This window comes from Pannonibacter carbonis (genome assembly GCF_003012935.1).
GTDB lineage: Bacteria > Pseudomonadota > Alphaproteobacteria > Rhizobiales > Stappiaceae > Pannonibacter > Pannonibacter carbonis.
The window spans coordinates 1-14,249 of sequence record NZ_PUDR01000013.1 but is presented as its reverse complement, the minus strand read 5'-3'; the positions used below and the strand labels follow the sequence as shown (position 1 = coordinate 14,249).

Sequence of the window (14,249 nt, the reverse complement as noted above, 5' to 3'; positions counted from 1 at the left end):
GTTGGCATCCGTGCGGGTGAGGTAGACCGCGCTCACGGCTTGAGCCTCGATATGGTGGAATGGCTGACCGCATACGAACGGGCAATCTCCCGCACCGGCTCTCCGGCGGCCTTGCGCGCCAGCGCCTCGCGCTTCTGGTGCGGGGTCAGCTTGCCGGGCCTCCCGAAGGCCACGCCGCGTTCCCGCGCCCGTGTGCGGCCTTCCCGCGTCCGCGCCTGGATAAGCTCGCGCTCGAACTCGGCAATGCCACCCAGCACGGTCACCATCAGCCGCCCGTGGGCGGTGGTGGTGTCGGCCCACACCTCGGCCAGCGAGCGGAACCCGGCTCCGGCCGACGAGATGCGGTCCAGTGCGTTGAGCAAGTCACGGGTGGAGCGGGCGAGGCGGTCAAGCCGGGTGATCAGCACCAGGTCGCCGGGCTGCAACGTGGCCAGCAGCTTCACCAGCTGCGGCCGGTTGGTGACGGCACCGCTGACCTTTTCCTGAAAGATCTTCTCCGCACCGGCCGCCCGCAGGGCGTCCAGCTGCGCTTCCAGTGTCTGGCCTTCGGTGCTGACGCGGGCATAGCCATAAATCATGGCCTATTATGCACCGGACTAATGCACCAGAAAAGCCCTGCTGCATCAATCGTGGGCAGGGTGGTGCATAAATGCTGAATTTTGCACAGCGCAAGCAGGCTACCCAGAACTGTGGCTCAGGGCGGCATCATAAGGCATTTACCCTCAAATAGTTCTCTGCATTGTGCTAGACTAATTTTGCTACTTTAGGAGGTGACATGACGGTTGATCGTTTTCAATTATTGCAAAATGTCGGGCAATTTGACTCCGTAACCGCCGGTGCCCAGTTACCACTCACAAAGCTGAGCTTGATCTATGCAGAAAACGGCCGTGGGAAAACGACCCTTGCCACGATATTGCGCGCTCTGAGCGCTGGAGATGCCCGGCTTATTCAAGAGCGGCATAGATTGGGTGCGGCACACTTACCGCATATCGTGTTGGCAACATCCGGCGGTGGTTCACACATATTTAAGGGCGGAGCTTGGAACGCCAACCTTCCCGAAATCGTTGTCTTTGATGATACGTTTGTCGCCCAAAACGTCTGTTCCGGCATCGCAATCGATACAGCCCACCGGCAGAATTTGCATGAGTTGATCTTAGGTGCCCAAGGCGTGCAATTATACGGTAACTTGCAGCAGCAGATTGCCGTTGTCGAGCAGCATAACCGGGACCTGCGACAGAAGGCAGATGCAATCCCGGCAGCGGCCAGGGGGTCTCTCACGGTTGACGCATTTTGTTCTGTTCAGGCTGACGTGCAAATTGATGCCAAAATCCAAAATGCTGAGCGCCTTCTGGCAGCAGCCAGGTCGGCCGACGCGATCCAACGTCGCCAGGATTTCCAGCCGTTATCTTTACCTGCCTTTGACATCGATGCCATCAGCGCATTGCTGGCCAAGGATATTAGCGATCTGGAGCGATCAGCGGCCGAGCATGTTCAAAACCATGTTGTGAAGCTCGGACACGGCGGGGAGGCCTGGGTAAGTCAGGGAATGGCACGAATAGAGCCAGCGTCCGCAGATCGGGAAGGTGAGATATGCCCTTTCTGTTCTCAAAATCTCAATGGATCTCCCATCATTCAACACTATCAGGCTTATTTCGGGGCAGAATACCAAGCCTTGAAAACTGCCATTACGGATGCACTGGAAGCTGTCGAACAAACCCACGGTGGGGAAATACCGGCCGCGTTTGAACGGGCCGTGCGCTTCGCTATCGAGTCTGCCACGTTCTGGAGACCGTTCGTTGCTGAGATTCCAGAGTTGGAGGTGGACACCGTAGAGATTGCTCGCAAATGGGCCGCAGCTAAAGCCGTAGTTTTGGAAGCGATCAGGGTTAAACAGGCAGCTCCGTTGGAATCGCTTTGCCTGACCGAGGAGAACATTGCGACAATTGAGGGCTTTAATGCCTCGCATGCTGAAATCGCAGACGTTTCGGAACGGCTTAGCGGTTTCAATGAAGCGATTGCCGCCGTGAAAAAGGGTGCTGCGACAGCGAACATCAATACACTGACCACAGACTTGCAATCGCTGGTGATGCACCGCACTAGGCATTCAGATCCCGTTGCAAGGCTATGTGCCGATTACCTCGCTGAAAAAGCTGCAAAGACAGCAACGGAAGGGCTACGTGACCAAGCGCGAGCAGCCTTGGACCAGTATCGACAACAGGTGTTTCCGGCTTATGAAGCTGTCATCAACCAATATCTGCAGAGATTCAATGCAGGATTCCGCATCGGGGCGGTAACGTCCACGAATAGCCGCACTGGCTCATCAGCAAGTTATAATGTGGTCATTAACGACACCTCGGTTGCGTTGACAGCCGCAAACGGTCCTTCGTTCCGCAACACTTTGAGCGCGGGTGATCGGAATACCCTCGCTTTGGCGTTTTTCTTTGCATCTCTGGAACAAGATGCGCAGCTCGCGCAGAAAATTGTTGTCATCGACGATCCGATGACAAGCCTTGATGAACACCGTTCACTTGCGACCATCCTCGAAATGCGGCGACTTCTACTGCGTGTCAGCCAAATGATAGTTCTGTCCCATTCGAAACCCTTCCTATGCGCTTTGTGGGAAGGAGCGGATGTTTTGACCCGCTGTGCGCTCAGGGTTAGCAGACTTGGGACCGGTTCGACATTGGCTGTTTGGGATGTGAATCAGGACAGCATAACAGAACATGACCGGAGGCACGCGCTAGTTCGAGATTACATCAACGCTGCTGATCCAGCCAAAGAACGCGCTGTAGCTGCAGCTCTTCGCCCAATACTAGAGGCATTCGTGCGGGTCGCTTATCCGGGAAACTTCCCACCTGGATCGCTGCTCGGACCTTTTCTCCGCACCTGCAAGCAGCTGGTTGGAGGCCCTAGCGAAATCCTCGCACAGGCGGACATTGATGAATTGGAAATTTTAAAGGATTACGGCAATCGGTTCCATCACGACAGTAACCCTGCTTGGCAAACCGCACTGATTAATGACCAGGAGCTTACAGATTTCTGCAATCGAACACTGCGCTTTTCTAAGCGTTAAACGGGGCTCATTCGGCTTATTTAAGCTGTTGGGATACCAGTCATGGCTACTACTAGATCACGGAACTCCTGGTATTCATCGCCTTCGGCCTGGGCCAAACTGGAAATGCGATAGAACCGGTTCGTAGAGGGAGATTCCTTCGCTGCCATGTCCATGTCGATGCGGTCAACATTCACGACAGTCCAGCATTCCACATACTTGTTCGCTTTAGCCTTTTGGTGGCTCTTTTCAGCCTCGCCAATACGGTTGTGGATGTTAGAAAAATCCTCGCCAGCCTTCACTTCAATGGCGACAATATTGCGATAACTGTCTGCACGCATTTCTTCGCGAATGACGATATCTGGGTCTGAGGCGAACTCAATCAGGACGGTTCGACCCGCTGCATTCTTCACGGTCATCTGACGCGGATCAGCCGTTACTAAGTGCTTGCCGACAATATCACGGATGGCATTGAACACCTTGATGATGCCAGCCGTACCTTTACGATTGTTGGCGCCGCCCCGCCATTGCGGGCCGAGCGTCAATAAGGTGAGGTCATCAAGGAACCCCTGCGTTACAGGATGCGCCAGAATACCGGTTAGCAGTTGGGCACCGGCATCGCACATCTCTTCGCAGAAGGCTTCCAGGTCGGGATCGATGGCAGGACGCACCACGCCATTGGTTTCCAGACCAGCAAACCGTCCGGCTACCTCTGAGGTGTAGAACGCTTTTTGGCTGTAGCCATATAAAAGGCGGTAGTAACCCAGCAGGCGGGGATTGGCGCGCAACACCGTCGGTAACGGGAACATTAGCTCTCCGCGAAGGCCAAAACCTGCCAACTGTTGCAAACTATGCTTGGGCACGTATTTCGCCAGCTCGCCGTCCAGCGTCGGAATGTCAAGGTCTCCGATTGTTTTCTTAAGAGCTTCCTGAAGCATTTGATGGCGGATTTCGACCAGATTGGCCGCGAATTCAATTTGCAGGTCTGGTGCGGGAATCATGCGGCCACTCGTACAATCGTTTCCTTGGATGCTTTCAGCCGGTCAGCTGCCAGGGCAACATATTCCGGGTTCAATTCAATGCCTACATAGCTACGTCCCATCTCCTCGGCGGCTAGGCCAACGGTGCCAGACCCGAAAAACGGATCCAACACGAAGTCACCCGGGCGGGAAGAGGCTTTCAGGCACGGCTCTATGAGCTTTTGCGGGAACGTGGCGAAGTGTGCCCCGGGAAATGGGGTGGTGTTGATGTTCCAGACGGAACGCAGGTTCCGACCATTTTCTTCTTTCACAGCGTCGCGGTCGTAGAAGTATTTCTCTTGCTTGGAGAACATAAACACATATTCGTGCGCCCGGGTCGGCCGGTCGCGCACGCTCTCAGGCATGGCGTTCGGTTTGTTCCAAATAAGGTCGGCCCGAAGATACCAACCGTCATCTTGGAGCGCGAAGGCAAGGCGCCAAGGAATGCCCATCAGGTCTTTTGGCTTGAGCCCTTCTGGGGTGTTGGGGCGCACGGACATGGCTCGAGCTGGGTTTTTCTTATCCGGCGCTCGCCAGCCTCGGTTGCCGCTAGTGAACCCATCCCCGATGTTCAGCCAAAGCACACCGTCATCCCGAAGCACGCGGCGAGCTTCACGGAACACGGAGACCAAGCTATTGATGAACTGGGGCAGGGTAGGTTCAAGCCCAATCTGGTCGTCAATATTGTAATCCCGGAGTCCCCAATAGGGCGGAGAAGTCACAATGCACTGCGCGTGCTCGCTGGGCATGCGTTGCAGCACAGTGAGGGCGTCCCCTTCGAAAATCATGCTGTCACGGATATCGAGCGGCGCCTGGCGGACGACTTTCGTGGTCTTCATATGCCCCCCAATCATACGACTCTGATTCGTTAATGCACTTTCCCTTCTCTGCCTTGAAGCATCAAGGCTCACAACATGCGGCGTTTTCATTCAAACAACTTTCTTAGGGGATCATCCCTAGCACTGAAAGGAACATAACAGGAACGTTTATTCATAGGCAAGGGGTGCCCTGCACCCCTGCCACGTGGCGAACGTGGGGGTAGCAAGGGCAAGGAAGAGGGCGGCGGGCGCACAAGCGCAGCGCGGAGCCTCGGGAGACCGCCCCCTTGCCCGCGCGAGGGGCAACGCCCCTTAGAAATCCGAAAGAAAATTCTCAATCCGATATTGAACAAAGCATGAACAGCCACCACCTTTGCTTGGCCGGATCAGCAGAAGGGCAGCACCATGGCAAAGAACAGCAAGCAGACCTCCCCCAAGATGGCAGCGAAAGCCGCCAAAACGCTCCAGAACCCCAGCGCCTCGGCGACGGCCAAAAGCCTTGCGGCTTCTGTCCTGTCGCAAAGCGGCACGGGCAAACAGACGGGCGCGAAAATGGAAGACAAGGCCGCCCGCGTCCTTGCGAGCAATAAATACTCCGCAGAGACCCGCCAGCTCGCGGGCTCCGTGGTCTCGCAGTCCAACAAGGACCGCTGAGACAGAATAACCGGGAAGGGCCGGTTCAGCCCGAGGCTGAACCGGCTTTCACGATACGAAACCCGGCTTCGGAGTACCCGCCGTCCGGCTCCATGTATCCCGCTGCAACCGCGTCGGCGATGTCGGCGAGGAACTCGGCCAGCGCGGCTTCCGCCTCGGCGCGGGTTGCGAAGGTTTCCGGGACACTGGAGCCGTCCTCGAGGAGGACGGTCCAGGTGTTGGTCCACCCGTCGCACAGGGTGAACTGTTGCACCTCGTAGCTCATGCGACGATCCTCCCGGCTGCACGGGCAGCTTCCCAGTAGGCAGAGAGGGGCTTGTCGGCGGTGAAGTGCAGGTCGCGCTCCACCGGCAGACCTAAACGGCCACGCACGGATGCCAGCTCGGGAAGGTAGACGCGGCCGAGTTCGGGATAGCCGAGGCCAAGGTCACAGAGCCCGAAGGCAACGTCCGGATCTTCCGGGTCCAGTTCGGTCAGCAGCCATGTGGCGTTGGCGTCCGGGGTGAACAGCTTCACCACCGGCAGCGGGTCTGTGGGGGCTTCCGCGCTCCGGCGTCCATTGGCCAGCATCTGTTGGCGATGATGGGCGAGGATGAGTTTCATGGGGTTGGCTTTCGTTGGTTGCGTTGTGCCCTGTGGGGCGCGCATGCCAACGGCCGCAGGCTTCAGGCCAGCAGACCAGGCTCAACACGGGAGCGGAACGCGAATGGAGCGGGCAGGGCCTTGGCGGCGGGCCGCCTGCGGCCTGTCCTGCGCAGCCTCTCCACAGGCCAGGCATCCACGATGCCAACCCGTGAACTGTTGACCCTCATTATGCTGACCGCTTGCCTAAAATGACCAGATTGTTCCGGAGAAATAACATTCCGACCAGAATAGCAAAATCACCCTGCACAGGATCGGTCAATAAGTATAAATTCGTTAATTTTCTGTTAAATGAAAATGGTTCAAAGTTAAAATTTCAAGTCACTCAATCCGGCACTCGCCGCCACCGCTCGTGTCAACGATACCTCCTTGAGTTTACAGCAGTTTCGTGCAAAATGGGTAATATTGGAGAGGCTGCGTCCTGTCAGGATCGGGGGAAGATTCCGGCTGGACATCCAAAGGACAAGGGGTGCCGATATGCGGGCGGCGCTTTCAGGCATTTATGCAAGCCGGGCCAGACAGTCATCCGGCAGTCAAGCGCTTGCGCTGCAAAGTCATGAAGTGTGGCTTGCTCGCTTCGAGGCGGATATTTTTTGTCAAAAGTTCGCCGATTCAACCCCTGTTGACTCGCTTTCTGTCAAGCACTATTGTGCCCCTGAAAGCAAAAGGCGGGATTTTAATCCCGCCTTCGCAGCAACTTCTGTTTTTTTACCTGAGTTTGCTCAGGATGAACTTGGCGACACGCCAAACGAGCGCGCTGATACATTTGATGGCTTGTGCCGCCAAGACCCTTGCGGGTTTGAGGTCGTGCAGGAAATGACGGCAGACAACAAAAGCTGTGACTGCCTTCCACGCAAGCAAATCGGAGCCATCCGCTCCAACCTGTCCGGTCGCAACAGAAGCGGCGACCGGAACGACATCGCTGATAAGCCTGTAAGCCCCGTAAACCGGGAGCAACAGGTCAACCAATGTCTGGGCGGCCTTCGTACCAATCATGCGAACGCGTTCCCAGAACGACTTCGGGGACATGTCATTAGTCATCGTCAAATTCTCCTTTGAGCGGGTGAATTGTCTGACTTTCATGGACCCGGCCGGTGAAGGTGCGCGAACACCTTCACCAATCGAGCCACTGACGCACTTCCAGTGTTGTTGGTGGCGCCGACGTTGCAGGCTCCTTCCTTCGGGAAGGGGCCTGTTGCGTTTTGGCTACCTGCGTTCTTCACCTCCTTTGTCGTTATATTCCGCGCCCGCTACAGGCCGGGAAGGTTACAAAAAAACCGCCGAACCCCAAGGCTGGCGGCAAAATCGAACCGTTCTCCAACAGGCGCCGGAGCAGAATACGAAGTTCGCGTTATTGAGATCCATGCACTCCATGATACCTCCACTCCGGATTCATGTTCACATGACTGTGGAAAACGCGGTAACGCACTAGCGAAATAAACGCCGTCATGGCTCTATCCTTCGAAGAGAATTTCCGTCAGAGCTTGTCAAAGTTTCAGCTCCCGAGCGGAGGCCTCATGCCCCATCCCTACCTAGCGAAGGGATGTAATGTACAAGGTGCACGATGCCGATTGCCCCGTCAATGGGGGTTATCCGGACGCCGTTGAAATTCTTTTAGCATTGAAATTTAAACTACACTCTTGTATGTTGATTGCCTCGCTAGTCTTGCCGCCTGCCAAACGCAGCTGACTGGATCGCAGTCAATCTGATGCCTCAGGACTCGCTGGGAAGCCTTCCGGCAGAAATATCGGCACGGTACACCCCGCATCGGAACCCAGCTCAGGCAAGCCAGTTTTCGGCGTCACGGGCGCCATAGACGATGGCCACCACGAACACGCCGTAGTCTCTGGGCTCATAGATCACGATGTAGCGCCCCTCGACCAGAACGCGGGCAGTCGGGCTCAGTTCCGGCCGGGCTATCCCCATGTGCGGCTGTGTGGCTGCCAGTTCGGCACGCGCGATGATCCGGAGCAGCAGGGCATCCGCCGCAGGTTCGTTGTCCGGAGCAATGGTCCGCCAGATGTCCCGCAGGTCTGCCTCTGCGCGCGGACTGAAAACCGCTTTAGCCACGCTCGCGGGCTTCCGCCTTCAGCTCACCCAGCAGCGTCTTGCCGTCCAGCTCCCGACCTGCACCGCTGGCCATGCCCTCGTCATAGGCCTGTCTGAGGCGTGCCAGTTCAAGCTGGCGCACTTCCTCGCGCTGCTCCCAAAGCCGGAGCGCGTCGCGGACGATTTCACTGTTGGAGGCATAGCCGCCATTCTCGACGGCAGCCTGCATCATCGCCGCCTGATGTGGCGTGAGGGAGACGGTAAGGGTGCGCATGGTCGTAGCTTTCATTGCCATCTCTTATAGCACGCCCCACAAGAACTAACAAATATTGTTAGCTTTTTGGGGGCGTGCCCGTTTCCGGGATCATTTCAGAAATGACAAAGACCCGACATGACCTCTCTTCGGTCTATTGCGGCAACGGCTGCACCAGTTCACCTGCAGTAAAGTCACGGGGCGCCCTGTCGCCAGGCGTGATTACCTGAAGCCCGACCTCTACCGCCTGCCATGCCTCCAGCTCGCCCCGCTCGATGCGCACATCGGGTTTGCGGCCGGGATGGCAGCCGACGGTCAGTTCCAGATCGTAAACACCGGCCACAGGCACCGTTACCCCCCGCTGAAAGACACGTCGTTCGCCGGGTGCCATGACGATGCGCGGCGGAACCTTGCGGCGGATGGTTCTGTCATGGTCAGGGAAGAGCTCGGCGCCACCAAAAACAAGGAATGCGTAACAGCTTGTCTCGCGCGGTGATCGGAAAGTGAGGTTGAAGGTGTAGGAGCCTGATTGCAATGCCTTGAACCGCCCCCGTCCCGCATAGGCGACCCACTGGTCCAGCACCGCCGCGCGACCGGCTTCCGCCCTTATCCGCGCATTGTGCAGACCAAAAGTGAGCGGCCACCTCTCCACCGAAAATGCCACGACAGGAACGGGAACGTCTCCCCCTCGCAGCTTCTGGGGAAGCAAGGCTTCAAAAGCCATCCCGCTTGCGGACACCTGCTCCGTCGGGGCGGCGGCACCTCCCGGCCGTGCCCCCACCATGGCAAAGGGCGGGATGCCGCCGTCACGCGGCCCCCGCAGGGTATCGGCATAGTCAGCCGGATTGAGAGGGGCCAGCGTCCAGCGGAACAACTCGGCCAGAAAGGCGAGGGTAGCCGGGCTCACGTCACCAGCTGATCCATTGCAGCGGCGGGCCAAGCGGCACGTCACGCCGATCCGGCACCAGCAGTTCGTCCGGAGCAAAATCCCGGAAGTTCATGTCGCGCTCGGTACGGATGCGCGGGGTCATGGTCACGATGCCGGGGTTGTATTTGATGAAGCTGTTCTGGGCGATGCTCCATACCAGCTCGATGCGATAGTCCCCCGGCTCCAGATGACGGCTGCCGTAGATCAGCTGGTTGGTCACATTCTCGCGGCGAAGCTGGGCAATCTCGACGCCATCGACGCGTACGGAAAAATGGCATGGATGGTTGAAACCGCAGGTCAGCTCCGCACCCAGCTGGTAGGTGCCTGCCTCGGTCACACGTAGCCAGCCCTCATGCCGGAAAATGTAAAGCTCGTCCCAATCACCTGCCCAGTTAACCTCACGAAATCCGGTCGCGGCATGGAATGGCTGCACCGGATAACGGTAGGTCTTGAGCGCCTGCGGACTGTTCAGCTTGCCGTCCTTGTTCCAGTTGTGCAGATGCACCCACCAGCCGCTGGTGACCTGCATGGGGAGCTTGCTGCCCGGCAAGCCCTGACGCGGCGCATTTCCGGAAGTCTGCTGGTCGGCACGAAGGCGCCGGTTTTCTTCTTCCAGCTTCTCGAGACGACGCAAAAGCTCTTCATTGGACACCTGTGCCGTCTGCACCTCGTCCAGCCTCGGCATGTCACGGCTGTTCAGGTTTTCAAGGAACGGCGCCGGAAGCTCGCCGGGATTGACGGGAACATTGCCGTTCAACGAGGGCAGTTCGCGCAAGACGGGGGGCGGCGGCGGGCCACTTTCGCTGCCAGCTCCTGCAAGCAACAGGAAAATAAAGGCATGGCCCGGCGTCGTTCCAACGACCAGAAAAAGCACAGCCAGAATGGCAGAAATCCGCATGACCCACCCCGAACGTAACCGCAATTCCCAAAAAGATATTCATTCCACTGCGACAGAATCATGACGAGTATTTTCAAGGAACTGCCACATCTGCGTGCAAGGTTGTTTTCCTTTGGAACGGTCAGGCTCAGGGTGAGGGGATGAACATATTCGTCTGGCTGTGGTGGGTTGCGAAAGCCTGCTGGTGGGTGTTGTGCAAGCTGGCACAGATGCTGGCCTGGACAACACGCCAGCTGCGCCAGCGCGGCCACCGTGCGGAAGGTGCGCTCGGAACAGCACGCTGGGCCAGTGGCTGGGAACTGTTCCGGGCAGGCGTTTTCCGGGGCTCCGGCCCGGTCATGGGCCGCAGCCCTTTCGGTCGCCTGATGCGGTTCAACAGTGACGGCATCGTGCAGGTGTTTGCCTCCACCGGCTCGGGCAAGGGTCTCGGTATCGTCATACCAACCTTGCTGGACTATCCGGGCTCCATCGTTGTTACCGATGTGAAGGGCGAGAACTACGCCATCACGGCCCGTCACCGGCGAAGCCTCGGGCCTGTGGTGATGCTCAATCCTTCCGACCTGTCCCGCTCCGCCCGGTTCAATCCCCTGGATATGATCCGCGTCGGCACCGACCATGAGCAGGACGACGCCATGATGCTCGCCGATCTGATGGTCATCCGGGATTCTGCCGAAGGTCACTGGGCCAGCAAAAGCGTTTCGCTGCTGGCCGCGCTGATCCTGCACACAGTACATGATCCCGACCCCGTAAACCGCACGCTGGCGAATGTCCGCAAGCTTTCCGTAGGCGAGCCGCTGGTGATGCGCCAGCGCATTACGGACATTGCCACCGGCTCTCCGGCCTCACTGGCGCAAAGCATTGCGCACGGTTTCCTCGGCACCATGGGCAATGATGACAAGCCTCCCAACGAGTTCCTGTCGATCCTCTCTGACCTGCACAAGGCCACGGAACCGTGGACGGAAGGTACGCCTGCGGGGCGCTTGTCGGCCAGCAGCACCTTCCAGCTGTCCGAGTTGACCGGTGACGTGCCGGTGACAGTGTATTTCTGCGTGGATGAAGAAAAGCTGCGCTCCTACGCGCGTTGGCTGCGCGTCATGACCGGCTGCGTGCTCGCTGCGCTCATGCGGGCAAAATACGTCCGGCGGCCGCGCCACAAGGTGCTTCTGCTGCTTGACGAGGTGCGGGTACTCGGACGCCTTGACGTTCTGGCCGAGAACGCCGGGCTGCTTCGCGCCTATTGCACACCCGTCCTGGTCTGGCAGAACATGCCGCAGGTGCGTGCCGTTTACGGCAGGGAAGCCGACGCCTTCCTGGCCAATGCCAGCTGCCGCGTGTTCTTCGGTATTGTGGACAACGACACAGCGCATCAGGTCAGCATGTCCTGCGGCCAGACGCCGGTTCAGGTGCGCTCGCAGGGAACATCACAGCAATCCGACGCATGGTTGCGCGAGAACCACTCGCGCGGTGAAAGTGAAGGCGGTTACTGGCTGATTGACCCGTCCGAGGTACAACGCCTGCCGACCACGCGCGCCATCATCAAGATGCGTCACGTCGCCTTCCCCATTTTCACCAGACGGGCCGATTATCGCCATGTCCTCCGCTGGCTCCTCCGGTGGGACCGCTGGGATCCGGGCGCTTCCGGCCGCGTCCCTCCGGACGCCCCCGAGCCGCCTCCCGGCCCCCCGCGCGCGCCCAGCCCTCCACCTGGAGCACACGTTTCAACCCGGCCTCTTCACGGCCAGACAGGATGGCAACAAGCGCCCGCAGCTCACTGGTGAGTGCCTTCAGCTGAGCCGCGCGCCTCCTCGCGTGCTCGGCCTTTCGGGCCAGCTCCGCCTGGCGGGCCTTGTCCGCCTGTGCCTTCAGCCAGCGTTGGCGATGGAAGGCGGCCCCCTTCATCTGCCCCTCCAGATACCACGTGGCTTTGCGGTCGTAATAATCCAGCCACTGGGTAAACCGTGCCGATGCCCGCTGGATGCGGGCAATGTCAGCTTTGGCCTTCATGTTGTTGCCCGTGAGGATGTCCCACAGTCGGCCGATGCGTGGCCCGCTGTCGGTGCGCGGATAGTCACGAATGCGGCGTCGTGCTTCGTGCTCCCGGCGCTCGGACTCACTGAAGACCCGCACCACCTGTCCCCGAACCCTGGCGGCTCCAACTTCGCTCGGACGGCTGCGCGGCACGACCTGCCGCCGGTGCATGGCCTTGGGACGCGGCCCGACGTGGATTTCAGGGGTACGGTCCAGCACCCGCGCTGCCTTGTGGTCACCGCGCGCCACGGCTTCTGTGCGCTGCGCGGCAAGCGTCCGGTGGTCGATCCGTTCCGGACGATCATGCCTGTACAGCGCGCGATTGGCATGTTGTTGCCATGCCTCTCGCCAGGCGCGGAGATTGTCGCGGGCATTCCACTCCCGTGTCTTGACACTGTGCAGCCCGTTCCGCGTCGCCTTGCGCATGGTCAGCATAACGTGGGCATGCACGTTGCGCGGATCGTCACCTTTCTCCGGAACCGGGTCATGCAGGGCAATGTCTGCCACCATGCCCTGACTGACAAACTGTTCGCGCACAAAGTCCCGCACCAGCGTCATACGCTGCTCGTGACCAAGCTCGTGCGGCAGCGCGATGTTGATTTCACGAGCCAGCTGGCTGTCCCGCCTGCCTTCCAGGCGCTCCACCTCGTTCCACAACCGCTCACGGTCGGTCAGCCAGACGGCACAGCCATCCGGCGCCATGATTTCCGCATGGGCGATGCCCCGGCGATTGCTGTAGTCGTGGGTGGTCCCGGTGCGTTCATCCCGGAGCCTGGCACCGGCCCGGTAGGCGGCGGCCTTGACGGCATTGTCACCTGTCTTGCGCGGCGTACCGTCAAGATTGCGACGGACTTTTCCGCGCCCGAGCACCTGCACACTGAAATGATAAATCGCCACTTCGGGGCACCTTTCCCCGCTGGCCGCCAGATTTTGGTGTGGCGGCGGGGCACCTATTGTCGCATCGCGATGTATAAGTGCGCTATTAAACAATCTTTACCCTATCGAAGCCCTTCCCTGTTGTCTAGATTTCACAGGTGCTCACAGTTGACCGGCAGGCTCGATGTCCCCTTCCCTACCCCTCGCCTCGCGTGCACCATGGTGGGCCAACTGGCTGCTGCAAACAGCCATAGCCATCGGCGTGATATTCTCCATAGCAGCCGGTCTGGACTGGATCTGGCTTGATATGCTCGGGCGGCCTGCGTGGGCCGTGTGTGGTCTTCTGGGCCTTCTGCCTCTCGGCCTCACAGTGCCGCTTGGAGGCCTGTTTGCTGCCGTTGGCATAGTCACGGCCATTGTTGGTCGGAAAACTGCAGGAATTGCCCTTCTGTGCCTTGGCGCGGTGCTCTACTCAACCACGGATCTTCTGGAGGCCCTTGGCGTTACAAATTCATGCCCCTGGCTTGGGGTGGTCTGAGATAATGTCCAGGATCAGGGCGGCAAGCGGCTCTTCCGCCCCGGAAAAGCTGTCAATCATCGCCCTGAGCACACGATTTCTGGTGAGAACGTCCGCATCAAAAGAAAATCCTGCCTGCTCAACCAGCAGCATCAGAAAGACCAGCTGGGTTCGACCATTCCCTTCCCTAAAGGGATGCACGGCATTGATTTCGGCAAGAATATGCGCGGCCTTCCGGGAAAATGCCTGCCTGTTCAGCCCCTTGAGGTGGTTCAGCTGTTTCAGCCTGGCAAACATTTTTTCAAGGTGTGGCTGGATGTATTCCGGATAGCAGAACCAGTTTCCGCCCTTTCCAATCCTGATGGTGCGCAGCTGTCCCGCCCACTCATAGATGTAGCGGCTTGCCAACATAAGCGCCTCTGCTCGCAAACATCGGCATTTTCTGCTCGAATTATCTGACAATGGAGCGGGCGTCGTGCTCACGCTCTTTGCCAATGTGCTCGCAAACATCCGGG

The 14,249-nt window shown here is 58.7% G+C and carries 14 protein-coding genes and 1 pseudogene; 4 read left to right on the top strand and 11 right to left on the bottom strand.

Annotated elements, in window-relative coordinates; genetic code table 11:
* Positions 1-32: 32 nt before the first annotated feature.
* Positions 33-578 carry a recombinase family protein gene (locus C8348_RS17075; RefSeq protein WP_106754594.1) on the bottom strand — a complete coding sequence of 182 codons (546 nt, stop codon included), beginning with the start codon at positions 576-578 and terminating at the stop codon, positions 33-35.
* 197 nt (positions 579-775) lie between these two features.
* On the opposite strand from C8348_RS17075, the gene C8348_RS17070 reads away from it, so the two are divergent.
* A complete protein-coding gene (locus C8348_RS17070; RefSeq protein ID WP_106754593.1) occupies positions 776-3,073 on the top strand; it encodes an AAA family ATPase in 2,298 nt (765 codons plus the stop codon).
* 20 nt (positions 3,074-3,093) lie between these two features.
* On the opposite strand, the gene C8348_RS17065 is transcribed toward C8348_RS17070, so the two are convergent.
* Together C8348_RS17065 and C8348_RS17060 are read right to left on the bottom strand one after the other, a co-directional pair.
* Positions 3,094-4,053, bottom strand: a complete 960-nt coding sequence (locus C8348_RS17065; RefSeq protein ID WP_106754592.1) for an XcyI family restriction endonuclease — start codon at positions 4,051-4,053, stop codon at positions 3,094-3,096.
* The gene (locus C8348_RS17060) at positions 4,050-4,910 is read right to left on the bottom strand and encodes a DNA-methyltransferase (protein ID WP_106754619.1); all 861 of its coding nucleotides are present in this window, start codon (positions 4,908-4,910) and stop codon (positions 4,050-4,052) included. The genes C8348_RS17065 and C8348_RS17060 overlap by 4 nt, the downstream gene beginning before the upstream one ends.
* Positions 4,911-5,294: 384 nt before the next feature.
* Between C8348_RS17060 and C8348_RS17055 the strand changes: the two genes are divergently transcribed.
* A complete protein-coding gene (locus C8348_RS17055; RefSeq protein ID WP_106754591.1) occupies positions 5,295-5,543 on the top strand; it encodes a hypothetical protein in 249 nt (82 codons plus the stop codon).
* A gap of 25 nt (positions 5,544-5,568) precedes the next feature.
* Here the strand turns inward: C8348_RS17055 and C8348_RS17050 are convergent, their stop codons facing one another.
* Entirely contained in the window at positions 5,569-5,808 is a 240-nt protein-coding gene (locus C8348_RS17050) for a hypothetical protein (protein ID WP_106754590.1), read from the bottom strand.
* Complete coding sequence (locus C8348_RS17045) at positions 5,805-6,146, bottom strand: DUF2958 domain-containing protein (protein WP_106754589.1); 342 nt, start codon at positions 6,144-6,146, stop codon at positions 5,805-5,807. The genes C8348_RS17050 and C8348_RS17045 overlap by 4 nt, the downstream gene beginning before the upstream one ends.
* 516 nt (positions 6,147-6,662) lie before the next feature.
* Between C8348_RS17045 and C8348_RS22015 the strand changes: the two genes are divergently transcribed.
* Positions 6,663-7,244 carry a hypothetical protein gene (locus C8348_RS22015; protein ID WP_157950455.1) on the top strand — a complete coding sequence of 194 codons (582 nt, stop codon included), beginning with the start codon at positions 6,663-6,665 and terminating at the stop codon, positions 7,242-7,244.
* A 720-nt stretch (positions 7,245-7,964) separates the two neighbouring features.
* On the opposite strand, the gene C8348_RS17035 is transcribed toward C8348_RS22015, so the two are convergent.
* The 4 genes from C8348_RS17035 to C8348_RS17020 form a co-directional block, all read right to left on the bottom strand.
* Positions 7,965-8,255, bottom strand: coding sequence for a type II toxin-antitoxin system RelE/ParE family toxin (locus C8348_RS17035; RefSeq protein WP_106754587.1), 291 nt, complete (start codon positions 8,253-8,255; stop codon positions 7,965-7,967).
* A complete protein-coding gene (locus C8348_RS17030) occupies positions 8,248-8,523 on the bottom strand; it encodes a type II toxin-antitoxin system ParD family antitoxin (RefSeq protein ID WP_106754586.1) in 276 nt (91 codons plus the stop codon). Before C8348_RS17030 ends, C8348_RS17035 begins: the two co-directional genes overlap by 8 nt.
* Before the next feature lie 118 nt (positions 8,524-8,641).
* The gene (locus C8348_RS17025) at positions 8,642-9,394 is read right to left on the bottom strand and encodes a hypothetical protein (protein WP_106754585.1); all 753 of its coding nucleotides are present in this window, start codon (positions 9,392-9,394) and stop codon (positions 8,642-8,644) included.
* 1 nt (position 9,395) lies between these two features.
* Positions 9,396-10,289 (bottom strand): hypothetical protein, encoded by an 894-nt coding sequence (locus C8348_RS17020; protein WP_157950454.1) that lies wholly within the window; start codon positions 10,287-10,289, stop codon positions 9,396-9,398.
* Positions 10,290-10,453: 164 nt separating this feature from the next.
* Between C8348_RS17020 and C8348_RS17015 the strand changes: the two are divergent.
* Positions 10,454-11,851: pseudogene (locus C8348_RS17015) on the top strand (type IV secretory system conjugative DNA transfer family protein); the annotation flags it as partial.
* Positions 11,852-11,879: 28 nt separating this feature from the next.
* Here the strand turns inward: C8348_RS17015 and mobQ are convergent.
* Together mobQ and C8348_RS17005 are read right to left on the bottom strand one after the other, a co-directional pair.
* Positions 11,880-13,238: a MobQ family relaxase gene (mobQ, locus tag C8348_RS22580; RefSeq protein ID WP_341871595.1), complete on the bottom strand. Its 1,359-nt coding sequence runs from the start codon at positions 13,236-13,238 to the stop codon at positions 11,880-11,882.
* 490 nt (positions 13,239-13,728) lie between these two features.
* A partial coding sequence (locus tag C8348_RS17005) for a Fic/DOC family protein (protein ID WP_106754581.1) occupies positions 13,729-14,249 on the bottom strand: 521 nt, incomplete at its 5' end.

Coding starts and splice junctions, on each gene's coding strand:
- C8348_RS17075 (WP_106754594.1), bottom strand. CDS start 578: ATGATTTATGGCTATGCCCGCGTCAGCACCGAAGGCCAGACACTGGAA.
- C8348_RS17070 (WP_106754593.1), top strand. CDS start 776: ATGACGGTTGATCGTTTTCAATTATTGCAAAATGTCGGGCAATTTGAC.
- C8348_RS17065 (WP_106754592.1), bottom strand. CDS start 4,053: ATGATTCCCGCACCAGACCTGCAAATTGAATTCGCGGCCAATCTGGTC.
- C8348_RS17060 (WP_106754619.1), bottom strand. CDS start 4,910: ATGAAGACCACGAAAGTCGTCCGCCAGGCGCCGCTCGATATCCGTGAC.
- C8348_RS17055 (WP_106754591.1), top strand. CDS start 5,295: ATGGCAAAGAACAGCAAGCAGACCTCCCCCAAGATGGCAGCGAAAGCC.
- C8348_RS17050 (WP_106754590.1), bottom strand. CDS start 5,808: ATGAGCTACGAGGTGCAACAGTTCACCCTGTGCGACGGGTGGACCAAC.
- C8348_RS17045 (WP_106754589.1), bottom strand. CDS start 6,146: ATGAAACTCATCCTCGCCCATCATCGCCAACAGATGCTGGCCAATGGA.
- C8348_RS22015 (WP_157950455.1), top strand. CDS start 6,663: ATGCGGGCGGCGCTTTCAGGCATTTATGCAAGCCGGGCCAGACAGTCA.
- C8348_RS17030 (WP_106754586.1), bottom strand. CDS start 8,523: ATGAAAGCTACGACCATGCGCACCCTTACCGTCTCCCTCACGCCACAT.